The organism is Streptococcus sp. GMD4S, from assembly GCF_000296955.1.
In genome coordinates, this window is record NZ_AJRE01000030.1 from 25,634 (window position 1) to 51,359 (window position 25,726).

Here is a 25,726-nt window from a genome sequence, read left to right on the forward strand (position 1 = left end):
ATTATGGCTAACGCAATTGTAGAAAAAGCTAAAGAGAGAATGACCCAGTCTCACCAATCACTTGCTCGTGAATTTGGAGGTATCCGTGCCGGTCGTGCCAACGCAAGCTTGCTAGACCGTATCCACGTAGAATACTATGGAGTTGAAACTCCTCTTAACCAAATCGCTTCAATTACTATTCCAGAAGCGCGTGTCTTGTTGGTAACACCATTTGACAAGTCTTCATTGAAAGACATCGAACGTGCCTTGAACGCTTCTGATCTTGGTATTACACCAGCTAATGACGGTTCTGTGATCCGCTTGGTTATCCCAGCTCTTACAGAAGAAACTCGTCGTGACCTTGCCAAAGAAGTGAAGAAGGTCGGTGAAAATGCTAAAGTGGCTGTCCGCAATATCCGTCGTGATGCTATGGATGAAGCTAAGAAACAAGAAAAAGCAAAAGAAATCACTGAAGACGAATTGAAGACTCTTGAAAAAGATATTCAAAAAGTAACAGACGATGCTGTGAAACACATCGACGACATGACTGCCAATAAAGAAAAAGAAATCTTGGAAGTCTAAAAATAAACAGAAAAACTCAGTTGGCATTGCTGGCTGAGTTTTATTCGAAAGAAGGAAATATGAATACAAATCTTGCAAGTTTTATCGTTGGACTCATCATCGATGAAAATGACCGTTTTTACTTTGTGCAAAAGGATGGTCAGACCTATGCTCTTGCTAAAGAAGAAGGTCAACATACAGTAGGGGATACGGTCAAAGGTTTTGCCTACACGGATATGAAGCAAAAACTCCGCTTGACCACTCAAGAAGTTACTGCGACTCAGGACCAATTTGGTTGGGGAACCGTAACAGAAGTTCGAAAGGACTTGGGTGTCTTTGTCGATACCGGTCTACCTGATAAGGAAATCGTTGTGTCACTCGATATCCTCCCTGAGCTCAAGGAACTCTGGCCTAAGAAAGGTGATAAACTTTACATCCGTCTTGAAGTGGACAAGAAAGACCGAATCTGGGGACTTTTGGCGTATCAGGAAGACTTCCAACGTCTGGCTCGTCCTGCTTACAACAACATGCAGAACCAAAACTGGCCAGCCATTGTTTACCGTCTCAAGCTGTCAGGAACATTTGTTTACCTACCAGAGAATAACATGCTTGGTTTCATTCACCCAAGTGAACGCTACGCAGAGCCACGTTTGGGGCAAGTGTTAGATGCGCGTGTCATCGGTTTCCGTGAAGTGGACCGTACTCTTAACCTCTCCCTCAAACCACGTTCTTTTGAAATGTTGGAAAATGATGCCCAGATGATTTTGACCTACTTGGAAAGCAATGGCGGTTTCATGACCTTGAATGATAAGTCATCTCCTGACGATATCAAGGCAACCTTTGGTATCTCTAAAGGTCAGTTCAAGAAAGCACTCGGTGGCTTGATGAAGGCTGGCAAAATCAAGCAAGACCAGTTTGGGACAGAGCTGATTTAGGGAGGCTTATGAGAAAATCATTTTATACTTGGCTCATGACTGAGCGTAATCCTAAAAGTGACAGCCCTAAAGCCATCTTGGCAGACCTTGCTTTTGAGGAGTCAGCCTTTCCAAAACACACGGATGATTTCGATGAGGTGAGTCGCTTTTTGGAGGAGCATGCCAGTTTCTCTTTTAACCTAGGAGATTTTGATGCCATCTGGCAAGAATACTTAGAACACTAGAGACAATGAGATGAGGCTAGTATTTTATTGTTCTCTTTGCTATAATAAAAAGAAATAAACGGATTAGAGAGGTTCTTTATTTGAAGGAACATTCAATAGACATTCAACTAAGTCACCCAGATGACTTGTTCCATCTTTTTGGTTCCAATGAGCGCCATCTTCGTTTGATGGAAGAAGAGCTCGATGTGGTGATTCATGCTCGTACGGAGATTGTGCAGGTTTTGGGAGAAGAGACTGCCTGTGAGGAAGCCCGTCAGGTTATCCAGGCTTTGATGGTCTTGGTAAATCGAGGAATGACCGTTGGCACGCCAGATGTGGTGACTGCGATTAGCATGGTCAAAAACGATGAAATCGACAAGTTTGTCGCCCTTTACGAAGAAGAAATTATCAAGGACAATACAGGGAAGCCGATCCGTGTCAAAACCTTAGGTCAAAAGCTTTATGTGGACAGTGTCAAACAGCATGATGTGACCTTTGGAATCGGACCAGCAGGGACAGGGAAGACCTTTCTTGCAGTGACCTTGGCAGTGACAGCCCTTAAACGTGGGCAAGTCAAGCGGATTATCCTTACTCGTCCAGCAGTGGAAGCAGGTGAGAGTCTAGGATTTCTTCCGGGTGATCTCAAGGAGAAGGTGGATCCTTATCTTCGACCTGTTTACGATGCTTTGTACCAGATTCTCGGGAAAGACCAAACGACCCGTCTCATGGAGCGTGAAATTATCGAAATCGCGCCCCTTGCCTATATGCGTGGTCGGACCTTGGATGATGCTTTTGTCATTTTAGATGAGGCACAAAATACGACCATCATGCAGATGAAGATGTTCCTGACTCGTTTAGGCTTTAATTCGAAGATGATTGTCAATGGAGATATCAGCCAGATTGACCTACCACGCAATGTTAAGTCCGGTTTGATTGATGCTCAAGAAAAGCTCAAGAACATTCACCAAATCGACTTTGTTCATTTTTCAGCCAAGGATGTGGTTCGCCATCCGGTTGTCGCTCAGATTATCCGAGCTTATGAACCAGCTCCAGTTAAGGTTGAAGAAAAGAACCAAGAAACAGAATAGCAAAAAAAGCAGTTCAGATGTGAACTGCTCTTTTTTAATGAGTGTATATCTTTAAACAAGTTCGTCGATTGACGTGTGATCTTTATCGAGACCTTGAGCAACTGGGAGGCTGGTCAAGTAACCTTGATAAGTGGTCACACCTTGACGCAAGCCTTCATCTTCAGCAATTGCTTGTGTGAATCCTTTGCCAGCCAGAGCTTCGATGTAAGGAAGAGTGACATTGGTTAGGGCGATAGTAGAAGTACGGGCAACTGCACCAGGGATATTGGCAACGGCATAGTGGAGGACACCGTGTTTTTCATAGACAGGTTCATCGTGCGTTGTCACACGGTCAGCTGTCTCGATAACGCCACCTTGGTCAACGGCAACGTCAACGATTACAGAGCCTGGACGCATTTGTTTGACCATCTCATCTGTCACCAATTTTGGTGCTTTGGCCCCAGGGATGAGAACTGCACCAATCACCACATCAGCATCTCTCACACTTGCTTCGATGTTGAATGAATTAGACATAAGAGTTTGGATTTGATTTCCAAAGACTTCTTCTAGAACTGAGAGACGTTTAGCACTGATATCTAAAATAGTCACTTGAGCACCAAGACCAAGGGCGATGCGGGCAGCATGTGTACCGACGACACCACCACCGATGATGGTTACTTTTCCTTTTGGAACACCTGGTACACCACCAAGTAAAACACCAGAGCCACCAGCTTGCTTAGTAAGGAAGTGAGCTCCGATTTGAACAGCCATACGACCTGCAACCTCACTCATAGGAACGAGGAGCGGCAGTTGTCCTTGATTGTCACGAACGGTTTCATAGGCAATTCCTGTTGTTTTTGCTGCTAACATAGCCTCTGCTAATTCTGGTGCAGCGGCCATGTGCAAGTAGGTGAAGAGGAAAAGATCGTCGCGCAAATAACCGTATTCAGAAGCTAGTGGTTCTTTTACTTTCACGACTAACTCGGCAGCCCATGCTTCTGCAGCAGTAGCGACAATCTCAGCTCCTTGCTTTTGATAGTCAGCATCAGTAAATCCTGAACCGAGACCAGCATTTGTTTCGATGAGGACACGATGTCCACGAGAAACTAAGCTATGAACACCAGCAGGTGTGAGGGCGACACGGTTTTCGTTATTTTTAATTTCTTTTGGGATTCCGATTAACATATAGATAACCTACCTTTCAATTGTCGGATTGTTTTGGTTGTCACATTCCATTCCATAAATCAAAAATGTGATGGTTTTATTGTATATGAAACCGCTTCAAAAATCAAGAAAAACTTGTCATTCAAATTTATTTATGCTAGACTAGTGAGAATCGAGCTCTAATGGAGGGAAAAGTATGGAATCAATATTTGTGAAATTTGCCCAGTATCCATCTATAGAAACGGAGCGTTTATTGCTCCGACCTGTAACTTTGGACGATGCAGAAGCTATGTTTGAGTATGCCTCAGACAGAGAAAATACACGCTATACTTTTCCAACAAATCAAAGCTTAGAAGAAACCAAGAACAACATCGCTCAGTTCTACTTGGCTAATCCCTTGGGACGGTGGGGAATCGAACTAAAAAGCAATGATCAGTTTATTGGAACTATTGATTTGCACAAGATTGATCCCATTCTCAAAAAAGCAGCTATTGGTTACATTATCAACCAAAAGTATTGGAATCAAGGATTGACGACAGAAGCCAATCGCGCCGTGATTGAGCTGGCTTTTGAGAAGATTGGAATGAACAAGTTGACCGCTCTTCATGACAAAGACAATCCCGCATCTGGCAAGGTCATGGAGAAATCTGGGATGCGTTTTTCCCACGAAGAACCCTATGCCAGAATGGATAATAAAGAACCAGGTCGAATGATCACAAGGGTTCATTATGTCTTGACTAAGGAAGACTATTTTGCAAATAAATAAGCAGTTGAAAAGAAATTTTCAACTGTTTTTTCTTTCACTTACGAATAATTTAAGAGAGGAGAAAATATGAAAGCAATTATCGAGAAAATCAAAGAGTATAAAATCCTTGTCATTTGTGCTGGTTTAGGTTTGGCCTTGGGCGGATTTTTCCTACTAAAGCCAACTTCACAAACATCTGTAAAAGAATCAAATTTGCAGGCTGAAGTCGCAGCTGTTTCAAAGGATTCATCGTCTGACAAAGAAGTGAAAAAGGAAGAAAAGGACGAGTCTCCTGAACAAGATTTGATTACGGTAGATGTCAAAGGTGCTGTTAAATCGCCAGGGATTTATGATTTACCAGTAGGGAGTCGTGTTCATGATGCCGTTCAGAAGGCGGGTGGATTGACAGAGGAAGCAGATAGTAAGTCGCTTAATCTAGCACAGAAAGTCAGTGACGAGGCTCTTGTCTATGTTCCAACTAAGGGAGAAGAAGCAGTGAGTCAGCAGACTGCCTCTGGAACGACTGCTTCGACAAGTAAAGATAAGAAGGTCAACCTAAATAAAGCTAGTCTGGAAGAACTCAAGCAGGTCAAAGGCTTGGGAGGAAAACGAGCCCAGGATATTATCGATCATCGTGAGGCAAATGGCAAGTTCAAGTCGGTTGATGAATTAAAGAAGGTTTCTGGTATTGGCGCTAAGACCATAGAAAAGCTAAAAGACTATGTTACAGTGGATTAAGAATTTCCCTATCCCCCTAATCTATCTGAGTTTCCTGTTGCTCTGGCTTTACTATGCCATTTTTGGAGTGTCCTATCTCGCACTGCTAGGTTTTGTTTTTTTGCTTGTCTGTCTCTTTTTCCAATTTCCTTGGAAATCGGCCGGTAAAGTTCTAGCGTTTTGTGGAGTTTTTGGTTTTTGGTTTTTGTTTCAAACTTGGCAACAGACACAAGCTAATCAAAACCTAGTGGATTCTGTTGAAAGGGTACGGATTTTACCAGATACCATCAAAGTCAATGGAGACAGTCTGTCCTTTCGGGGCAAGGCTGAGGGTCGCACCTTCCAAGTTTACTATAAACTCCAGTCTGAGGAGGAGAAAGAGCTCTTTCAGGCCTTAACAGACCTTCACGAGATAGAGATAGAAGGAAAACTTTCAGAGCCTGAAGGTCAGAGGAATTTTGGTGGCTTTGACTACCAAGCCTATCTGAAAACTCAGGGGATTTACCAAACTTTGACTATCAAGAGTATCCAGTCAATGAGAAAGATTAGCAGTTGGGATATAGGAGAAAATCTGTCCAGTTTACGTCGAAAGGCTGTAGTTTGGATCAAGATGCACTTTCCAGATCCTATGCGCAATTATATGACAGGTCTTCTTTTAGGACATTTGGACACGGACTTTGAGGAGATGAATGAGCTCTATTCCAGTCTTGGAATTATCCATCTCTTTGCCTTGTCGGGTATGCAGGTAGGCTTTTTCATGGATGCCTTTAAGAAACTCCTCTTGCGATTGGGCTTAACTCAAGAAAAGTTGAAGTGGCTAACTTATCCCTTTTCTCTTATCTATGCAGGTCTGACAGGATTTTCAGCATCTGTTATTCGCAGTCTCTTGCAAAAGTTACTAGCACAACATGGTATTAAGGGCTTGGATAATTTTGCCTTGACGGTCCTTGTCCTTTTTATCATTATGCCAAACTTTTTCCTAACTGCAGGAGGAGTCTTGTCCTGCGCTTATGCTTTTATCTTGACCATGACCAGCAAAGAAGGCGATGGGATCAAGGCTGTTGCCAGAGAAAGTTTGGTCATTTCTTTGGGAATATTGCCCATTCTATCCTTTTATTTTGCAGAATTTCAGCCTTGGTCTATCCTTTTGACCTTTGTCTTTTCCTTTCTGTTTGATGTGGTCTTCTTGCCGCTTTTGTCCATCTTATTCATTCTGTCCTTCGTTTACCCAGTCACTCAGTTTAACTTTGTCTTTGAGTGGTTGGAGGGCGTCATTCGCTTGCTATCGCAGCTGGCAAGTAGGCCCCTGGTCTTTGGTCAACCCAACGCATGGCTGTTGATTCTACTGTTAGTTTCATTAGCCTTGGTCTATGACATGAGGAAAAACATCAAAAGACTAGCAGGAGTCAGTCTTTTTATTGTGGGGCTCTTTTTCTTGACCAAGCATCCACTTGAAAATGAAATTACCATGCTAGATGTTGGGCAAGGGGAGAGTATTTTCCTACGGGATGTAACTGGTAAAACTATTCTCATAGATGTAGGAGGTAAGGCAGAATCTGACAAGAAAATCCAAGCTTGGCAGGAAAAGGCGACGACCAGCAATGCCCAGCGAAACTTGATTCCCTATCTTAAAAGTCGAGGAGTAGATAAGATTGACCAGCTAATTTTGACCAATACAGAGAAGGAACATGTCGGTGATTTGCTGGAGGTAACCAAGGCTTTCCATGTCGGGGAGATTTTAGTATCAAAAGGAAGTCTGACACAAAAGGAATTTGTAGCGGAACTACAAGCGACTCAAACCAAGGTGTGCAGTGTGACAGCAGGGGAGAACTTGCCAATTTTTGGCGGTTACTTAGAAGTCCTATCTCCAAGGAAGGTTGGATATGGGGATCGTGATGATTCCTTGGTTCTTTATGGAAAACTCTTGGATAAGAACTTCCTTTTTACTGGGAATTTGGGAAACAAGGGGGAGAAAGACTTGCTTCAGCAGTATCCTGACTTGCAGGTGGATGTCTTGAAAGCAGGCCAACATGGTGCTAAAACCTCATCAAATCCAGTTTTCCTAGAACAGCTCAAACCAGCGATTACTCTCATTTCAGTCGGAAAGAGCAATCGTACGAAACTCCCCCATCAGGAAACCTTGACACGAATGGAAAGTATCAAGAGTAAGATTTACCGAACTGACCAGCAAGGGGCTATCCGCTTTACAGGATGGAATAGTTGGAGAATTGAAACGGTTCGATAAAATAGACAAACTTTTCGAAAAATTGACTTTTTATCTTGACAAGGGATAGAAAACTTGGTATCATATAAAAGTTGAGAAAAGCAGAAGTGAGAGCTTCTCGCCTTGTGACATCAAGTTGCCTGGCCCTACGGATGAAAAGTTTCTAAGAAACGCTATCATAACGTGCGGGCTTGTATTATTACGAGTCCGCTATTGTTTTTCTCTAATAATAAAAAAGAGGTGAAAACCATAGCAAAGCAAGACTTATTCATCAATGATGAAATTCGTGTACGTGAAGTTCGCTTGATCGGTCTTGAGGGAGAACAGCTAGGCATCAAGCCACTCAGTGAAGCGCAAGCATTGGCTGATAGTGCAAATGTTGACTTAGTATTGATTCAACCCCAAGCAAAACCGCCTGTTGCTAAAATTATGGACTACGGTAAGTTCAAATTCGAGTACCAGAAAAAGCAAAAAGAACAACGTAAAAAACAAAGTGTTGTTACTGTGAAAGAAGTTCGTCTGAGTCCAACTATTGACAAGGGTGACTTTGACACAAAACTTCGCAATGCACGCAAGTTCCTTGAAAAAGGAAATAAAGTTAAGGTATCCATTCGCTTTAAAGGGCGTATGATCACCCATAAAGAGATTGGTGCAAAAGTTTTAGCCGAGTTTGCTGAAGCAACACAAGATATTGCGATCATCGAACAACGAGCTAAGATGGATGGACGCCAAATGTTCATGCAGTTGGCGCCAGCAACTGACAAAAAATAATTGTCAGAAAGTTAAATAAAGGAGAAAAAATCATGCCAAAACAAAAAACACACCGCGCATCAGCTAAACGTTTCAAACGTACAGGTTCTGGTGGACTTAAACGTTTCCGTGCTTACACTTCTCACCGTTTCCACGGAAAAACTAAGAAACAACGTCGTCATCTTCGTAAAGCATCTATGGTGCATTCAGGAGATTTCAAACGTATCAAAGCAATGCTTACTCGCTTGAAATAATAGCCTAACAGTAAGTAAACAATTCTAGGAAATATTTGGAGGAAATAAAACATGGCACGTGTTAAAGGTGGCGTTGTATCACGCAAACGTCGTAAACGTATTCTTAAATTAGCAAAAGGTTACTATGGAGCTAAACACATCTTGTTCCGTACTGCAAAAGAACAAGTAATGAACTCTTACTACTATGCATACCGTGACCGTCGTCAGAAAAAACGTGACTTCCGTAAATTGTGGATCACTCGTATCAATGCGGCAGCTCGTTTGAACGGACTTTCATACTCACAATTGATGCATGGTTTGAAATTGGCTGAAATCGAAGTTAACCGTAAAATGCTTGCTGACTTGGCTGTTAACGATGCAGCAGCTTTCACAGCTCTTGCAGATGCAGCTAAAGCAAAACTTGGTAAATAATGACAACTGTTTCATTCTTACTCTCGTGGTTTTTACCGCAAGAGTAGGGTGAAACTTTTTTATTTTCCATAAATGATTTTCTATTTTAGAGAGTAAATAACAGATTTTTTCAAAGAAAATAGGATATTTCTTGTATAATAGGAATATCTAAAAAAGATTTGGAGTTAGAAGAAGATGATAATAGGTATTGATTTAGGAACGACTAATTCTTTAGTAGGGGTTTATCAAGATGGCCAGGTCAAGTTGATTCCCAATGCTTTTGGTGAGTATTTGACTCCTTCTGTTGTGGCTTTAGATGACAATGATGAGATTATAGTTGGAAAAATTGCCAAGGAACGCTTGGTAACTCACCCAGATAAGACAGTTTCTCAGTTCAAGCGTTTTATGGGGACCAAACATGAGTTGACGTTAGGGAATCGAGCATATAAGGCTGAAGAATTGAGCTCTTTTATCATTCGAAAGTTGGTAGATGATGCAGAGACCTATCTTGGAGAAAAGGTCGAGGAAGTGATTGTCAGTGTTCCAGCCTATTTCAATGATGCTCAACGCTATGCGACCAAACTAGCAGGGAAATTTGCAGGCGTTCAGATTGATCGGATTATCAATGAACCCTCTGCAGCGGCTCTTGCTAAAAGATCTATGGTAAACCAAGAAGATCAATCCTTTATTGTAGTTGATTTTGGCGGTGGTACTCTTGACATTTCAGTTGTAGAGCTTTTTGATAACATTGTCGAAATCGTCTCGATCGCAGGGGACAATCGTTTGGGAGGAGAAGACTTCACTGCGGCTATTGCTGAGGAATTTTTAGTCTCCAATCAATTAACCAAGGATTCGATTTCCCGAGAATTTTATAGCAAAATTCTGGTGCAGGCTGAAAAGACTAAGCTAGAACTCAATAGTAAAGAAGAAGTGAAGATGACAGTTCTGGACCAAGAACAGGAATACACTTTAGACCTGACCTACCAGCGTTTTTATGAGCTTTGTCAACCTCTGCTAGCCCGTGTTAAGGCTGTTTTGGATCGTGCCTTGATGGATGCACGTTATAGCTATGTATCATCTGATAACTTTGTTCTTGTGGGGGGGACTTCGAAACTCCGCTTGGTTCAGGACTTTTTATCCTACTGTATCAATCAAGTTGTGCAGGTATCGGATGATCCTGATCGGATGATTGCGAGAGGTTGTGCACTTCTAGCAGGTATCAAAGAACGCCAGGGTGAGATACGAGATTTATTACTTTCTGATATTTGTCCTTTTACACTGGGGATTGAGATAGTTGGAGACCGTTTTTCGCCGATTATTGAGCGAAATTCTACCCTACCTGCTTCACGCATCGAGCAGTACTATACGGCTGAATTGGGACAGAGCCAAGTCAAGATAAAGGTCTATCAAGGTGAGATGATGAAGGCATCACAAAACCTGTTCCTAGGAGAATTAGAAGTTCCCGTCCCTGTGAATACTCGAGTAAATGAAAGTTTCACAGTTCGATTTACCTATGATTTAAATGGGATTTTGGATGTCGAAGTGAAAATTGATTCCACACAGGAAGTCTTTAGTCATGTTATTCTCCAAGATAGCATTACTCTGACAGAAAAGGAAATTAAGGCTAAGCAAGCAGAGTTGACTCGCTATAAGATCAATGCTCAAGAAACAGAGGTTTATCGTTTCTTGATTGAAAAAGCGAATCGTGTGTACAGTATGCTCTTGGGGAGAAGAAGAGATGAGCTAATGGCTGAAACTAGACGATTTGAAGAAGAGGTCAGTCAAGCATCTGTTTATCATTTGCCAAAACTTTATCAATCATTTTCAAACTATCTAGACTTCCTAGAGCGAGGACTGTAAAAGAGGAGACCTTATGAATATATGGGAAACTTTAGGGATAGAGCCAACGACTGACGTCAAGCTTATTAGAAGGCGTTATGCTGAACTGGTTCGGCTCTATCACCCAGAAGACCAACCAGAAATTTACCAAAAAATTGTTGAAGCGTATCAAAAAGCCTTGACTTATGCGAGATCTAGAAACACAAGACTAGAAAATAGTCTAAGAAAAGCGAGTGACTCTCAAGAAGCTACTAAACTTGAAGAAGAGGCGAATGAAAAACCTAACTCTAGTCTCAACTTTGAACACTTGACTGAAGAAACGAAGACTGAGAACGAAGAGTCTGAAACATCTAGTCTTGATTTCAGTGATTATCAGCAATCGACTGATAAAACCAGCAATTCTTTTAACTTTGAAACCTTTAAAGCGGAAGAGGATGAGCAAAATTCCACCCTTGACTTTAGTGACTATGATGAGGAAGTTCAGCTAAATGGAGATTCTGAAGAAAGAGCTAAGAATACCCTCAACTTTGAAACGTTTGGTGACGAAGAGAACCAAGGGCAAGAAGGAATAACAAGGTCTACTCTTGACTTTAGTGGTTATAATGAAGAAACTTATCTGATTCGAAATGCGATTGAAAGTATTGTTGGAAATGACGGTTATAACCAAGAGGAACAAGAGCATCTATGGCGTCAGTTCTTTCATCAGTATCAGTATGATATGGACATTGTTCAATCCGTTTTAGAGGAAATGGATGTTTATATTTTTAATAAACCAGAGCAATTCTCTATCCTCATTCCCTTGCTGGAAGATTATATACCTGACTTCCGACACTGGGGCTATTACTATAAATTGAAGTATTGGAAAGTTAAAAGAGCTATAGCAGAAGAGGAAGGCAGTTCGCTTGAAAGCGCACATGAAGCCACTGAAGAATTCTATTATTCTTATCAACTTTGCCAAGAAATTCTCCAAGATTTTAACAAAGCAAATCAATTGAGCTCCTGGATAGAGTTTTTCAAGCACCCTTATTTGGCCTTTATGGTCTTAGATCAAGTAAATCAGAATCGTCAGATAATCAAGAGTGTGCCCGTTTTAACCTATATCCTGGAAAAAAACCGACAAGTCATATTTGAAGAGGATTATCCACTCTTGAACGACTTGGCTGATTACTTAGAGGAAGTAAAAGAGGAGCTGGGAGAAAACGTTGACTTTAGTCATTACACTCTAGATAATCCGGATGAAGTTGAGGCAGCCTTCTATGAGTTGCTCCATGCTCACTATGAAGACGAGTATAAACTGTTACGTGATTGGCAATACCTTTTTGAATCAGTCAAAGATCACACGCTCCTACTTGATTTGTTAGAAAAGGTGGACGTCTATCCTTTAACCAATGCGAAAGTGTTAGCCCTTGTTTTCCAATTTGTGGAGCGTTATAGTGATGAGGAATCAAATCCTTACCTGAAGAAACTTCATTTCTGGAAGAGTATCCATTCTTATCCTTCAGTGGTAGAGGAGTATGCACTTAACAAAAAAGAAAATTTTGATTACTGGTACAATGAAGGTTATCTTTATATAGATAAGCTCACCAAGAGCGATGAAGATATCAATGATTGGGAAAAGTGGAGAAGCTACTTTAAAGGAAGACCACGCATTCTAACGATTTTGCTTCAACAAATCTATAAGGAGTACCATCGGTTTACAGATGGCAAGCTCTTGAGATATGTTTTGGCTCCTTTTCCTACTTCTAAAATGGCTCCCCAAATGATGACGGAGGAGACAGACCAGAAACTAGAAGAGATGACAGCTTATGCTTATGAACTTAGTCATCCAAAGGCCAAGCTCTCTTATTTGGATTGGAAAAAAAGACAGGTATTTAATAATAAGTTTCTTCAGATTTTCTCTGGTCTCTTTACGATTGTATGTTTGCTACTCAGTATTATAGAGCGACCTGGTTATAATTCATGGGTTCATGCGGGCATGTTTTCACTCTTTTACGTCTATATGCTAAAATTAAGGAAAACACCGATTGAGGAGGGAGTGACTGCTAGAGGAGAAAAACGGAAATTCTACTACAGTCCTCATCCATGGTTCCTATTAATCTTGTTATTAATCCTCGTCATTCCATCCTTACCATTTGGTCTCATTGGTGCCCTTATGTTCATTACATTTTTCAGCTTCATCGATGGTTTCCAAGTGAGTCAGGGGCTGAAGTGGGATTATTCTTTGGAGAAGCTGATTCCTATCGGTATCTTTCTTTCTGCTGGTTTTCTTTCTGCTTTGGTAAATCAAAGCCAGACTATTTCAGGAGTTGCAACAGCCTACTTCCATATTTTTGCAATCCTTGTGATTTGCTTGTCTTTTACAAGATTCAGTCCTGGATTTCCACCATCTCTGAAGAAAATTTTCATACCAGCAATCTTGGGAATCCTACTCTTTCAAACGTTGCCATATATTCACAGCCGTTTAGATATCTTTGATCCAACTATTCTACGAAATGAAACACTGGCTATAACTGTTATCCTCTTGTTAAATGGAATTGCCTTATCTTATTTTACAAAGGAACAAGGCTTCATGATTGGTGTGAAGAAGGTCTTTATGATTTATGGATTGCAGATCTTTATTTTCCTAAGAAGACTGTTCCGAATCCTATTTGCACCAAATTCAGTTTTCGGTAATAACTATCATTACAAAGACTTACTAATCATGAACAGCGAATTTACGTTCTACTTCCTCGAGGGACTTTTTGTCCTGATCATGCTTTTCCTTATTCGCAATATACGCAAGGAAAATCGTAAAAGTGCTGCTTAGAATGAAAGCGTAGAGAAGAGGACTCTGGTTCAAGTTTCTAGTAAATTTTCCTGAATAAAGGTATAATAGAACTATTAAAACGAAAGAGGTAATGAAAATGGCTTCAAAAATGCTACACACTTGCTTGCGAGTAGAAAACCTTGAAAAATCAATCGCTTTTTATCAAGATGCTTTTGGATTTAAAGAATTGCGTCGCAGAGATTTTCCAGATCATGCTTTCACCATTGTCTATCTAGGACTTGAGGGGGATGACTATGAGTTGGAGTTGACCTATAACTATGATCACGGTCCTTACGTGGTAGGAGATGGCTTCGCCCATATCGCCCTCAGTACACCTGACCTTGAGGCCCTACATCAAGAACATAGCGCTAAAGGCTATGAGGTGACAGCTCCTAATGGACTTCCAGGAACTCAACCAAACTATTACTTTGTCAAGGATCCTGACGGTTACAAGGTCGAAGTCATTCGTGAAAAATAATCCAGTGAAGTCAAGTAGAATGTTCGTTTTCTACTTGACTTTTTTTCTTTGAAAGAGTATACTAATACAAATTTAACCTTTAAGGGGAGTCCAGAGAGACTCACAAGGTGTCAGATAAAAGGGATAAGGGGACTCTCTGTGGAGACTTTTTAAGTGTGCGCATGAGTTCTAGCCTAACCCAACTGAGGCCTTGCATTAGCAAGGCCTTTTCTTTATCTGGTCCCCTTAAATTTAAGGAGGAAAAGTCATGAATCCCACATGTAAGAAGCGTTTGGGTGCCATTCGTTTGGAAACCATGAAGGTGGTCGCACAAGAGGAAATTGCGCCAGCAATCTTTGAATTAGTCCTAGAAGGGGAGATGGTTGAAGCCATGCGAGCCGGCCAATTTCTTCATCTGCGTGTGCCTGATGACGCCCATCTCTTGCGCCGCCCTATTTCAATTTCGTCTATTGACAAAGCAAACAAGCAGTGTCACCTTATTTATCGGATTGAGGGGGCTGGGACAGCTATTTTTTCAACCTTAAGTCAGGGAGATACTCTTGATGTGATGGGACCTCAGGGAAATGGTTTTGACTTGTCTGACCTAGACGACCAGAGTCAAGTCCTCCTCGTTGGTGGTGGGATTGGTGTTCCACCCTTGCTAGAAGTAGCCAAGGAATTGCATGCGCGTGGGGTGACAGTAGTGACAGTCCTCGGTTTTGCGACTAAGGATGCTGTTATTCTCGAAACCGAATTGGCCCGATATGGTCAGGTCTTTGTAACGACAGATGATGGTTCTTATGGCATCAAGGGAAATGTTTCTGTTGTTATCAATGATTTAGACAGTCAATTTGATGCGGTTTACTCATGTGGTGCTCCGGGAATGATGAAGTATATCAATCAAACCTTTTATGATCATCCAAGAGCCTATCTATCTCTAGAATCTCGTATGGCTTGTGGGATGGGAGCTTGCTATGCCTGCGTTCTAAAAGTGCCAGATAGTGAGACCGTCAGCCAACGCGTCTGTGAAGATGGCCCTGTTTTTCGCACAGGAACAGTTGTATTATAAGGAGAAAGTCATGACTAACAAACGTTTACAAGTTTCTCTACCGGGCTTGGATTTGAAAAATCCCATCATTCCAGCATCAGGCTGTTTTGGTTTCGGCCAAGAGTATGCCAAATACTATGATTTAGACCTTTTAGGCTCCATTATGATCAAGGCGACGACACTTGAACCCCGTTTTGGGAATCCTACTCCCAGGGTGGCAGAAACGCCTGCAGGTATGCTCAATGCAATCGGTTTACAAAATCCAGGTTTAGAAGCTGTTTTAGCTGAAAAGTTGCCTTGGCTGGAAAGAGAATATCCTTCGCTTCCCATCATCGCCAATGTAGCAGGCTTTTCAAAACAAGAGTACGCTGCCGTTTCTCAGGGGATTTCCAAGGCTACAAATGTAAAAGCTATCGAGCTCAATATCTCTTGTCCGAATGTGGATCACGGCAATCATGGACTTTTGATTGGGCAAGATCCTGACTTGGCTTATGAAGTGGTAAAGGCAGCTGTGGAAGCCTCTGATGTGCCAGTTTATGTTAAATTAACCCCTAGTGTAACGGATGTTGTCACCATCGCCAAAGCCGCAGAAGATGCAGGGGCAAGTGGCCTAACCATGATCAATACCCTTGTCGGTATGCGCTTTGACCTTAAAACCAGAAAACCAATCCTAGCCAATGGAACAGGTGGAATGTCTGGACCAGCAGTCTTTCCAGTAGCCCTCAAACTCATCCGCCAAGTCGCCCAAACAACCGACCTTCCCATCATTGGAATGGGAGGAGTGGATTCTGCTGAAGCAGCGCTAGAAATGTATCTGGCTGGTGCCTCTGCTATCGGAGTTGGAACAGCCAATTTTACCAATCCATATGCCTGTCCTGATATTATTGAAAATTTACCAAAAGTCATGGATAAATACGGCATTAGCAGTCTAGAAAATCTCCGTCAGGAAGTCAAAGCCAATCTGAGATAAGCTAGGTCTTCCTTATCGTCAACAAGAAATAGAATCTTCATCAATTTGTAATATTTCCGTCGATTAACTATGTTACAATAGGGTTTAGAAAACGTTATTGGAGCATTTAAATGAAACGATGGAAAGTGGCCCTAGTAAGTGCTGGCTTATTGGGGTGTTTTTTTACTGTAGTGGACACAGCAAAAGCAGAAGAGGGGACTTGGCAAGGAAAGACCTACCTCAAAGCAGACGGGAAACCAGCAACCAAGCAATGGCTTTTTGACCAAACGCATCAGAACTGGTTTTATCTTAAAGATAATGGTCAACGTGCAGAAAATGGCTGGTTGACAGTTGGTGGTAAAGATTACTATTTTAACGAAGCTGGAAAATTAGCTACGAAAACGTGGGTTGGCCAGTACTATGTGACTGAAAGTGGTGCTAAAGCAAAGGAACAGTGGGTATTTAATCAGGAAAAAGAATCCTGGTATTATCTAAAGTCTGATGGTCAGAAAGCTCAAAAAGAATGGATTCAACAAGGTCAAGAAAAATATTACCTTAAAGAAGACGGGAAAATGGCCAAAGATGAGTGGATCACTCAAGGTGAGAACCAGTACTACATCAATTCACAAGGTAAAATGCTGAAAAATGCTTGGCTTGGTAAAAGCTATATATCAGAAAATGGTAATAAGGTTAAACAAGCCTGGATTTATGATGACAACTATAGCAGTTGGTTCTACCTTCAACAAGATGGTACCTATGCTGAAAATAGGTGGTTAACTATAGATGGGAAGGACTACCATTTTAAATCAGGCGGTTATCTTTCTACTGAACGTTGGATTGATCGCTTCTATGTTGCGAAGAGTGGAGCTAAATTGAAATCGGAATGGCTCTTTGATAAGAATTATGATGCTTGGTTTTACTTGAAAGCTGACGGAACCTATGCCGAAAAAGGCTGGGAAACGATTAAAGAAAAAGATTACCATTTCAAATCAGGCGGTTATCTTTCTACCGAGCGCTGGATAGATCGCTTCTATGTTGCGAAGAGTGGAGCTAAATTGAAATCGGAATGGCTCTTTGACAAGAATTATAACTCTTGGTTTTACTTGAAAGCTGACGGAACCTATGCTGAAAAAGGTTGGCAAACCATCAAAGGCAAGGATTACCATTTCAAATCAGGCGGCTACCTCTCTATGGAAACTTGGATTGACCGCAGTTATGTGACGAGCAGTGGAGCAAAAGCTGGCAAAGGGTGGCTCTTTGACAAGAATTATAACTCTTGGTTCTATATCAACTCTGATGGAAATTATGCCAATAAAGAATGGCTCTGGGATAATGGTTACTACTATCTCAAATCTGGTGGTTATATGGCTGCGAGTGAGTGGGTATGGTACAAGAACAACTGGTTCTACCTCAAGTCAAATGGAAAGATGGCTGAGAAAGAATTAATCTACGATTCATCCGACCAATCATGGTATTACCTTAAATCAGGCGGTTATATGGCAAAAAATGAAACTGTGGATGGTCATACCTTGGATGCTTCTGGTAGATGGCATGTTGCGGATAAAACCAAATATTACAAAGTTAAACCAATCACTGCCTATGTCTATAGTGCATCTGGAGAAATCTTGAGTTACATTAACCAAGGAAGCATTGTTTCACTGGATAGCTCGACGCGAAAAGGCGGCCGACTTGCAGTTTCGATTTCTGGCTTGTCTGGCTATATGAATCAAAGTGATTTGACAGCAGTAGATGAAGGTAGCGAGTTTATCCCTCATTATACTAGTGATGGGAAATTCCTCTACCATGAACTCTCTCCATATACGAGTATCAAAGTAGCTCCACACACCTCTGCTATGGTTATTGGTAAGAAGTACTACTCAACTGATGGAGAGCACTTTGATGGCTTTACCATTAAAAATCCTTTCCTCTATAAAAACTTAAGAGAACCAAGTAATTATAGTGCAGCTGAATTGGATAAACTGTATTCGATGATGAACTTGCAGGATAGTCCTCTAGCAGGTAAAGGAGCGACTTTCAAAGAAGCTGAGGAACGCTACGGTGTCAATGCCCTTTACTTGATGGCACATAGCGCTCTTGAAAGTGCGTGGGGACGTAGTCAAATTGCCAGAGATAAGAACAACTTCTTTGGTATTGCTGCTTATGATACTAGCCCATATCTCTCAGCCAAGAGCTTTGATAATGTGGACAAAGGAATTCTTGGAGCGGCCAAGTGGATTCGTGAAAATTACATTGACTATGGTAGAGACCACCTTGGAAACAAGGCAACTGGAATGAATGTTCGCTATGCTTCCGATCCGTACTGGGGTGAGAAGATAGCCAGCATCATGATGACCATCAACAGCAAACTTGGTGGGAAAGACTAATCAAAAGAAATCAACGGTAACTACTGAGAAGTGGTTATCGTTTTTGTATATCTGGCAATAAGTTGATTCTATAGCTTTTTAAACTTGAAATTTTTAAAACAATATATTAAAATATAGAAGAGATTGCTTATAAATTAAGGAGTTTAAAATGAAGAAATCAATGATTGTTGGGCTTATTACTTTTATTGCTTTAGGTTTGGCAACAGGATACTATTTCTTATCCTATGTGCCTCATCAAGCTGTTGTAACTAAGTTTGAAGATGTAGTAAAGGATTTAAATGAAAAGAATAAAGAAGTTGAAGATCAAATAGCTGAGGCTGAAAAGGTTATTGAGAATAATGAAGAACCTCTTGATTCTAAGACATTGGAAGAATTGAAATCAACTATAAAGGATAGCAAAGATTCACTTCGTAAAGAACCAGAAATGGAGAAAGCGACTGCTAAGATTGAGAAGCAAATTGAAGAATTAAGTCAACCATTAGATTATAGTGAAACAAAAAAGAATTTGTCTGAAAAATTGACTCACTATCAAAATAGCATTCTTCAATTAAAACAAATTACAAATCCTTCTAGTTCTTTTATTGAAGAAAGACTCAAAGAAATTGAATCAATTACTGGAGTACAATCTGTTACGGAGGATAATGACCCTAATAAAAAATTAAATAAACAAGGAGGATATACAGCGTCTGTATATTTCGTTGACAAGCAAGTGAATGAATCTGTAGAAGGCTCAGATATTGTTCAAAAAGGTAATGATGCTGGTGGAAATATAGAAGTTTATAAGACAAAAGAAGATGCAGAAAAGCGCAATACTTATATTAGTGCTTTTGATGGAACTGCTTTAAATCCGGGATCCCACTATGTTTATGGAACCATATTAATTCGCACTTCGCACCATTTAACAGGAGCGCAACAGAAAGAACTGACTGAGAAAATCTACAATAAATTAATTGAACTGAAATAATTAAAAAATTGGATAGCTATTTGTTTTATTGAACTAAGATACAGTCAAAAAGCCGTTGGAAAACGGTTTTTTGTTATAATTAAATGAAGAATGTAGCATTAAAGGAGAACAACATGACTTTTGAAGAAATCCTGCCTGGGTTAAAGGACAAGAAAAAATATGTACGAACTGGTTGGGGAGGGGCTGAAAACTATGTCCAACTCTTTGACACTATCGAGCAAAACGGGGTTGCACTTGAAGTGACGCCTTATTTCCTCATCAACGTGTCTGGAGAAGGGGAAGGTTTTTCCATGTGGAGCCCGACACCTTGTGATGTTTTGGCGACGGATTGGGTAGAAGTGCATGACTAGACGTGTATTGATTACGGGAGTGAGTTCAGGGATTGGTCTGGCTCAAGCCCGACTCTTTTTAGAGAAGGGGTATCAAGTATATGGAGTGGACCAAGGTGAAAATCCACTCTTAGAGGGTGATTTCTACTTTTTACAGAGAGATTTGACCTTGGACTTGAAACCTGTTTTTGACTGGTGCCCTCGGGTGGATGTTTTGTGCAATACTGCAGGAGTTTTGGATGCTTACAAACCCTTATTGGAACAATCAGCGCAGGAAATTCAAGAGATTTTTGAAATCAACTACGTGACTCCTGTTGAGTTGACTCGGCATTATTTTACACAAATGTTGGAAAATAAAAAAGGAATCATCATCAATATGTGTTCGATTGCTTCAAGTCTAGCTGGCGGAGGTGGTCACGCCTATACCTCGTCTAAGCACGCCTTAGCTGGCTTTACCAAGCAGTTGGCTCTAGACTATGCTGAGACTGGTATTCAGGTCTTTGGGATTGCTCCAGGGGCAGTCAAGACAGCTATGACCGCTGCGGACTTTGAACCCGGTGGATTAGCAGACTGGGTAGCTAGTGAAACGCCAATCAAGCGCTGGATTGAGCCAGAGGAAGTAGCAGAGATTAGCCTTTTCTTAGCAAGTGGAAAAGCGAGCGCCATGCAAGGACAAATCCTGACCATTGATGGTGGTTGGAGTTTGAAGTAGGAGGAGTTGAATGGAAATCAAAAAACACTTTGGAGTCTATGCTGTTTGCTTTGAAAATGGGAAGTTACTCTGCATTGAAAAAACGAGAGGCCCTTATCAACATCGTTATGATCTACCTGGTGGTAGTCAGCAACTTGATGAAGGATTGACGGAAACGCTGATTAGAGAAGTTATGGAAGAGACGGGCTTTACTGTTAGAAACTACTCCAATCCTCGAATCTACGATGTTTTCGTCAGGGAAGAGTTAAAAAATTTTATGGTTCACCATATCATGGCATTTTATGATATTGAGGTCAACGAGAAGGAAGCTCAAGTTACGATTTCGGAAGTTGTCTCTGATGGTGCGAATGATTCGCTCGGATATGTTTGGATGGATATTCAAGAGATCACAGAAAAAAATGCTTCGCCCTTAGTCTTGAAGGTTAAGTCTGAATTATTAGGATTTCCAGAGCTGGACAAGACCTTGTATATGAATTGGAAGGTGAAGTAGGGGGATAATGGAACTATTTAAAACATGGAAGAAAAATATGGTTCTTTATGGTCTTAAATCTCAAATCGGAACTGTCTACCGAAACAGTGATAGGACAACAAGCTTTTATGATGTTGGAAATTTTCTATACCTAGCAGGGGAGTTGGATTCCAGATTTTGGGAAGATTTTGTTAGGAAATACGGTTTAGATTATAAGATTATTATTTCAGAAGATACTAATTGGCAAGATTTTCTACATCGGAAAGTGGAGCTAAATTCTTTTACTCGCTATTCTTTTAAAGATAAGGCAAATTTTCAAGTTGAATTTCTAAATGGTCTAGTTACTCACTTAGAGGAAGATTACAATATTGTGCCTATTGATAATCATATTTATAACTGCTTTTCTGAGGAAGAATGGTCACAAGATTTACAGGGGGATTTTGAGTCCTATCAGGATTTTGTTTTAAAGGGTGGATTTGGCTTTGTGATTCTTAAAAATAATGAACTGATTGCTGGGATTTCCTCAGGGTTAGTTTACCGTGGAGCAGTTGAAGTGGAAGTTGCAACTAGACCAAACGAACAAGGAAATGGATTTGCTAAAAAGCTTGGTGCTACAATGATTCTGGAGAGTTTAAATAGAGATATGTTTCCACTTTGGGATGCTCATAACGAGGCTTCCAAAAAAGTAGCAGAATTTTTAGGATATGAGTTATTTGAACCTTATGAAGCTTTTGAACTAGAGGAAGGTATCATATAATGATATCTGATATTGTATGTTTTAAGACGAGGTGAATGGCTATGCAAAACCAACTTGCTCTTAGTGGCGAACAAATTGTTGAAAAAGTTTACCCTCAATTATTGCATCATGTTGGTATGATTCGTGGGGAATATTTGTTGAGAGAGCTTAATCAAAACATCCTATTAGCAAGTTGTCAGCAATTTGTAAAAGATTATCTAGATACCATTTGCTCCTTGTACTCAGATGAAGAGGTTTGGTATCGTTTTTCAGAGTTAACAAATACAGAAGCTAATTGTTTAGAGGGGACTAAAGAGCATTTTGATGAAAATCATCCCTTGTTTGGTTATAGAGGAACTAGGCGCTTGCTGGCGTGTCCTGAAGAATTTCAGGCTGAAGCACATGTCGTTACAGAAGTTTATCAAACAAATCCCAATCTATCTGTTATTTTTCCTTTTATCAATGATGCTGAGCAGTTAAAACAAGCTATTAGAGTATTGCGTGAGCATGGTTTTACTGGAAAAGTCGGCACAATGATTGAGTTACCGTCAGCTTATTTTGACTTGGACAGGATACTGGAAACTGGTATTTCAAAGATTGTAGTTGGAATGAATGATTTGACTTCTTTTGTTTTTGCGACTGTGAGAAATAGTCAATGGCATGATATGGAAAGTCCAATAATGTTAGATATGCTGAGAGATATGCAGGATAAAGCAAGGATGAAAAAGATTGACTTTGCTGTAGCAGGCTATCTGAATGCTTCTTTCATACAAAAAATGAATCAGACGGGTATCAAGTGTATTATCCACTACAGTTCTATTCCAGAGATTTTTAATTTAGAGATTGATCATCCAGACCATCTCAAACGTATAAAAGAAGTAAGTAAAAAATTACAAAGGAGCAAACTATGACACCGCAAGAAATGTGGAATATTTACAAGCAAATTAACCCCACGATTGGAGATGAGATAGATGCCTGGGCTTTTGGAGTGGAAGCAGATCTCTTGGCCGACTTGGTTCTAAGAGGCGAAAAGACTGCAACCGCCTCAGCTTACGACCTCTACGCACTAGAAGACGAACCTCTTCCACAAGAAGGGACCTTCGATGTCATTTTAGACAGTCAAGATCAGGCTGTCTGCATTGTCGAAATTACCAAGGTCTCCGTTCAGCCTTTTCATCAAGTTTCTGCCGACCATGCCTATAAGGAAGGGGAAGGTGACAAATCCCTAGCCTATTGGCGTCAGGTTCATGAGGATTTTTTCACCGAGTGGATGAGGGAAACCGGACTGACTTTTACTCCTGACAGCAAGGTTGTTTTAGAAGAATTTCGCAAAGTCTACCCACTCTAGACTGCAGAAGGAAGAAAGTTTTGGAAATCACCGTCCAATCCTTTTTTCTTAAGCAAAACATGATATAATAAGTTTGTTTGAAGAAGAGTAAAACTCTTAAACTTAGAATAGGAGAAAACTATGCAAGCAGTAGAACATTTTATTACGCAATTTGTTCCTGAACACTATGATTTATTTTTAGACTTGAGTCGTGAGACCAAGACCTTTTCTGGGAAGGTGACCATCACTGGTCAAGCACAGAGTGACCGTATTTCCCTTCACCAAAAAGACTTGGAAATCGCTTCTGTAGAAGTTGCGGGTCAAGCTCGTCCATTTACAGTTGACCATGACAATGAAGCCCTTCATATCGAATTGGCTGAGGCTGGTCAAGTTGAATTGGTCATTGCTTTTTCAGGAAAAATTACAGACAACATGACAGGGATTTACCCTTCTTACTACACAGTTGATGGTATCAAGAAGGAAGTCTTGTCTACTCAGTTTGAAAGCCATTTTGCGCGTGAAGCCTTCCCATGTGTGGATGAGCCTGAAGCCAAAGCAACTTTTGACCTCGCTCTACGTTTTGACCAAGCAGAAGGTGAAGTGGCCTTGTCAAATATGCCTGAAATCGATGTGGAAAACCGCAAGGAAACAGGCATCTGGAAGTTTGAAACGACACCTCGCATGTCTTCTTACTTGTTGGCTTTTGTCGCTGGTGATTTGCAAGGGGTGACCGCTAAAACTAAAAACGGTACCCTCGTAGGTGTTTACTCAACCAAAGCCCATCCACTATCTAACCTTGATTTCTCATTAGACATCGCCGTTCGCTCAATCGAGTTTTACGAAGATTACTACGGAGTTAAGTATCCAATTCCTCAATCGCTCCACATCGCCCTTCCTGACTTCTCAGCAGGTGCCATGGAAAACTGGGGTCTTGTGACTTACCGTGAAGTTTACTTGGTTGTGGATGAGAACTCAACCTTTGCTAGCCGTCAACAAGTTGCCCTAGTTGTAGCACATGAGTTGGCTCACCAATGGTTTGGAAACCTCGTGACTATGAAATGGTGGGATGACCTTTGGCTTAATGAAAGCTTCGCTAACATGATGGAATACGTCTGTGTGGATGCCATCGAGCCAAGTTGGAATATCTTTGAAGACTTCCAAACAGGTGGTGTTCCAGCTGCGCTTAAACGCGATGCGACGGATGGCGTTCAGTCTGTTCACGTTGAAGTTAAACACCCAGATGAAATCAATACCCTCTTTGATGGCGCTATCGTCTATGCCAAAGGAAGCCGTCTCATGCACATGCTTCGCCGTTGGCTCGGTGATGCGGATTTCGCTAAAGGCTTGCATGCTTACTTTGAAAAACACCAATACAGCAATACCATTGGTCGAGACCTTTGGAATGCTCTCGGACAAGCATCAGGACGTGATGTTGCAGCCTTCATGGATTCTTGGTTGGAACAACCTGGATACCCAGTTCTCACTGTCAAAGTTGAAAATGACGTCTTGAAGATTTCGCAAAAACAATTCTTCATCGGTGAGCATGAAGACAAGAACCGTCTCTGGGTGGTGCCACTCAACAGCAACTGGAAAGGCCTACCAGATACACTTGAAACTGAAAGCATCGAAATCCCTGGCTATGCCGCTCTTCTTGCTGAAAATAAAACAGCTCTTCGTCTTAACACTGAAAATACTGCCCACTACATTACAGACTATCAAGGAGACTTGTTAGATGCCGTTCTTGCTGAGCTAGAGACACTTGATAACACAAGCAAATTACAAATCGTTCAAGAACGCCGTTTGCTTGCTGAAGCGGGTCACATTTCTTATGCTGACTTGCTCCCAGTCCTTGATAAACTTTCTAAGGAAGAGTCTTACCTTGTTGTTTCAGCTGTTTCTCAAGTAATTTCTGCCCTTGAACGCTTTATTGATGAAGGTACAGAAGCTGAGAAAGCCTTTAACAGTCTGGTTGCTAAATTGGCTCGTCATAACTATGACCGTCTTGGCTTTGAAGCCAAAGACGGAGAATCAGATGAGGATGAATTGGTTCGTCAGTTGGCCGTTTCTATGATGATTCGCTCCAATGATGCAGAAGCTAGTCAAGTCGCTAGCCAAATCTTTGCAGCTCACAAGGAGAACCTTGCAGGACTTCCAGCAGCCATCCGTGCACAAGTTCTTATCAATGAAATGAAACACTATGAGACCAAGGACTTGGTCGCAACTTATCTGGACCTCTACACTCATGCGACGGATGCGGTCTTCAAACGCCAGTTGGCAGCTGCTCTAGCCTACAGTACAGATGCTGACAATATCCAAACCTTGATTCGTTCATGGAAGGACAAATTTGTGGTGAAACCACAAGACCTTTCTTCATGGTACCTCCAATTCCTCGGACACCAAACAACTCAAGAAACTGTTTGGGTATGGGCGCGTGAAAACTGGGATTGGATCAAGGCAGCTCTTGGTGGGGATATGAGCTTTGATAGCTTTGTCATCTTCCCATCACACATCTTTAAAACAGAAGAACGCTTGGCTGAGTATAAGGAATTCTTTGAACCGCAACTTTCTGACCTAGCTCTTAGCCGTAATATCCGCATGGGGATCAAGGATATCGCAGCGCGTGTTGACTTGATTAAGCGTGAGAAAGCAGCAGTCGAAGCTGTTGTAGCCCAATATGGCAAGGCTTAATTCGTTCAAAATGTAAACAAAAACTCAAC

Annotated in this window: 25 protein-coding genes and 1 other annotated feature; of the genes, 24 read left to right on the forward strand and 1 reads right to left on the reverse strand. The window is 41.2% G+C overall.

Going from position 1 to position 25,726, the window contains the following annotated elements; translation table 11 throughout:
• Window positions 1–3 precede the first annotated feature (3 nt).
• From frr to GMD4S_RS01760, 4 genes are all read left to right on the forward strand, one after another.
• Window positions 4–561 (forward strand): ribosome recycling factor, encoded by a 558-nt coding sequence (gene frr, locus GMD4S_RS01745; protein ID WP_001262235.1) that lies wholly within the window; start codon window positions 4–6, stop codon window positions 559–561.
• A 59-nt stretch (window positions 562–620) separates the two neighbouring features.
• Entirely contained in the window at window positions 621–1,475 is an 855-nt protein-coding gene (cvfB, locus tag GMD4S_RS01750) for an RNA-binding virulence regulatory protein CvfB (RefSeq protein ID WP_001095464.1), read from the forward strand.
• Window positions 1,476–1,483: 8 nt separating this feature from the next.
• The gene (locus tag GMD4S_RS01755) at window positions 1,484–1,699 is read left to right on the forward strand and encodes a YozE family protein (protein WP_001232077.1); all 216 of its coding nucleotides are present in this window, start codon (window positions 1,484–1,486) and stop codon (window positions 1,697–1,699) included.
• A gap of 80 nt (window positions 1,700–1,779) precedes the next feature.
• A complete protein-coding gene (locus tag GMD4S_RS01760; protein ID WP_000658201.1) occupies window positions 1,780–2,766 on the forward strand; it encodes a PhoH family protein in 987 nt (328 codons plus the stop codon).
• A gap of 51 nt (window positions 2,767–2,817) precedes the next feature.
• Here the strand turns inward: GMD4S_RS01760 and ald are convergent, their stop codons facing one another.
• Window positions 2,818–3,930 (reverse strand): alanine dehydrogenase, encoded by a 1,113-nt coding sequence (gene ald, locus GMD4S_RS01765; protein WP_000904697.1) that lies wholly within the window; start codon window positions 3,928–3,930, stop codon window positions 2,818–2,820.
• Between the two features lie 175 nt (window positions 3,931–4,105).
• Between ald and GMD4S_RS01770 the strand changes: the two genes are divergently transcribed.
• From GMD4S_RS01770 to GMD4S_RS01865, 20 genes are all read left to right on the forward strand, one after another.
• Window positions 4,106–4,675 carry a GNAT family N-acetyltransferase gene (locus GMD4S_RS01770; RefSeq protein WP_000443754.1) on the forward strand — a complete coding sequence of 190 codons (570 nt, stop codon included), beginning with the start codon at window positions 4,106–4,108 and terminating at the stop codon, window positions 4,673–4,675.
• 66 nt (window positions 4,676–4,741) lie between these two features.
• Window positions 4,742–5,392 (forward strand): helix-hairpin-helix domain-containing protein, encoded by a 651-nt coding sequence (locus GMD4S_RS01775; RefSeq protein WP_000643903.1) that lies wholly within the window; start codon window positions 4,742–4,744, stop codon window positions 5,390–5,392.
• The gene (locus GMD4S_RS01780; RefSeq protein WP_000942378.1) at window positions 5,376–7,616 is read left to right on the forward strand and encodes a DNA internalization-related competence protein ComEC/Rec2; all 2,241 of its coding nucleotides are present in this window, start codon (window positions 5,376–5,378) and stop codon (window positions 7,614–7,616) included. Before GMD4S_RS01775 ends, GMD4S_RS01780 begins: the two co-directional genes overlap by 17 nt.
• 72 nt (window positions 7,617–7,688) lie before the next feature.
• Window positions 7,689–7,820 (forward strand) — a sequence feature (ribosomal protein L20 leader region).
• 15 nt (window positions 7,821–7,835) lie between these two features.
• Complete coding sequence (gene infC, locus GMD4S_RS01785; RefSeq protein WP_000848184.1) at window positions 7,836–8,366, forward strand: translation initiation factor IF-3; 531 nt, start codon at window positions 7,836–7,838, stop codon at window positions 8,364–8,366.
• A gap of 32 nt (window positions 8,367–8,398) precedes the next feature.
• Window positions 8,399–8,599, forward strand: a complete 201-nt coding sequence (rpmI, locus tag GMD4S_RS01790) for a 50S ribosomal protein L35 (RefSeq protein ID WP_001125942.1) — start codon at window positions 8,399–8,401, stop codon at window positions 8,597–8,599.
• Window positions 8,600–8,650: 51 nt separating this feature from the next.
• Complete coding sequence (gene rplT / locus GMD4S_RS01795) at window positions 8,651–9,010, forward strand: 50S ribosomal protein L20 (protein ID WP_000124830.1); 360 nt, start codon at window positions 8,651–8,653, stop codon at window positions 9,008–9,010.
• A 174-nt stretch (window positions 9,011–9,184) separates the two neighbouring features.
• The gene (locus GMD4S_RS01800; protein ID WP_000583410.1) at window positions 9,185–10,849 is read left to right on the forward strand and encodes a molecular chaperone HscC; all 1,665 of its coding nucleotides are present in this window, start codon (window positions 9,185–9,187) and stop codon (window positions 10,847–10,849) included.
• A gap of 13 nt (window positions 10,850–10,862) precedes the next feature.
• Window positions 10,863–13,634, forward strand: a complete 2,772-nt coding sequence (locus tag GMD4S_RS01805) for a J domain-containing protein (protein ID WP_001028666.1) — start codon at window positions 10,863–10,865, stop codon at window positions 13,632–13,634.
• Between the two features lie 97 nt (window positions 13,635–13,731).
• Entirely contained in the window at window positions 13,732–14,112 is a 381-nt protein-coding gene (gene gloA / locus GMD4S_RS01810; protein ID WP_000157150.1) for a lactoylglutathione lyase, read from the forward strand.
• 247 nt (window positions 14,113–14,359) lie between these two features.
• Complete coding sequence (locus GMD4S_RS01815) at window positions 14,360–15,160, forward strand: dihydroorotate dehydrogenase electron transfer subunit (RefSeq protein ID WP_001070074.1); 801 nt, start codon at window positions 14,360–14,362, stop codon at window positions 15,158–15,160.
• Window positions 15,123–16,109 (forward strand): dihydroorotate dehydrogenase, encoded by a 987-nt coding sequence (locus GMD4S_RS01820; RefSeq protein ID WP_161800715.1) that lies wholly within the window; start codon window positions 15,123–15,125, stop codon window positions 16,107–16,109. Before GMD4S_RS01815 ends, GMD4S_RS01820 begins: the two co-directional genes overlap by 38 nt.
• A 110-nt stretch (window positions 16,110–16,219) precedes the next feature.
• A complete protein-coding gene (locus GMD4S_RS01825; RefSeq protein ID WP_000832902.1) occupies window positions 16,220–18,472 on the forward strand; it encodes a glucosaminidase domain-containing protein in 2,253 nt (750 codons plus the stop codon).
• A 148-nt stretch (window positions 18,473–18,620) separates the two neighbouring features.
• Window positions 18,621–19,436, forward strand: a complete 816-nt coding sequence (locus GMD4S_RS01830) for a hypothetical protein (protein ID WP_000749426.1) — start codon at window positions 18,621–18,623, stop codon at window positions 19,434–19,436.
• Between the two features lie 113 nt (window positions 19,437–19,549).
• The gene (locus GMD4S_RS01835; protein ID WP_000141924.1) at window positions 19,550–19,786 is read left to right on the forward strand and encodes a DUF2829 domain-containing protein; all 237 of its coding nucleotides are present in this window, start codon (window positions 19,550–19,552) and stop codon (window positions 19,784–19,786) included.
• Complete coding sequence (locus tag GMD4S_RS01840) at window positions 19,779–20,477, forward strand: 3-oxoacyl-ACP reductase (protein WP_000198455.1); 699 nt, start codon at window positions 19,779–19,781, stop codon at window positions 20,475–20,477. Before GMD4S_RS01835 ends, GMD4S_RS01840 begins: the two co-directional genes overlap by 8 nt.
• A 10-nt stretch (window positions 20,478–20,487) precedes the next feature.
• On the forward strand, window positions 20,488–20,967 hold the full coding sequence (locus GMD4S_RS01845) for an NUDIX hydrolase (protein WP_000403326.1): 480 nt from the start codon (window positions 20,488–20,490) through the stop codon (window positions 20,965–20,967).
• A gap of 7 nt (window positions 20,968–20,974) precedes the next feature.
• A complete protein-coding gene (locus GMD4S_RS01850; protein ID WP_000418697.1) occupies window positions 20,975–21,703 on the forward strand; it encodes a GNAT family N-acetyltransferase in 729 nt (242 codons plus the stop codon).
• Window positions 21,704–21,744: 41 nt separating this feature from the next.
• Window positions 21,745–22,593, forward strand: coding sequence for a putative PEP-binding protein (locus GMD4S_RS01855; protein ID WP_008276044.1), 849 nt, complete (start codon window positions 21,745–21,747; stop codon window positions 22,591–22,593).
• On the forward strand, window positions 22,590–23,030 hold the full coding sequence (locus tag GMD4S_RS01860; protein ID WP_000188825.1) for an ASCH domain-containing protein: 441 nt from the start codon (window positions 22,590–22,592) through the stop codon (window positions 23,028–23,030). Before GMD4S_RS01855 ends, GMD4S_RS01860 begins: the two co-directional genes overlap by 4 nt.
• A gap of 120 nt (window positions 23,031–23,150) precedes the next feature.
• On the forward strand, window positions 23,151–25,697 hold the full coding sequence (locus GMD4S_RS01865; protein ID WP_001149141.1) for a M1 family metallopeptidase: 2,547 nt from the start codon (window positions 23,151–23,153) through the stop codon (window positions 25,695–25,697).
• Window positions 25,698–25,726: the final 29 nt, after the last annotated feature.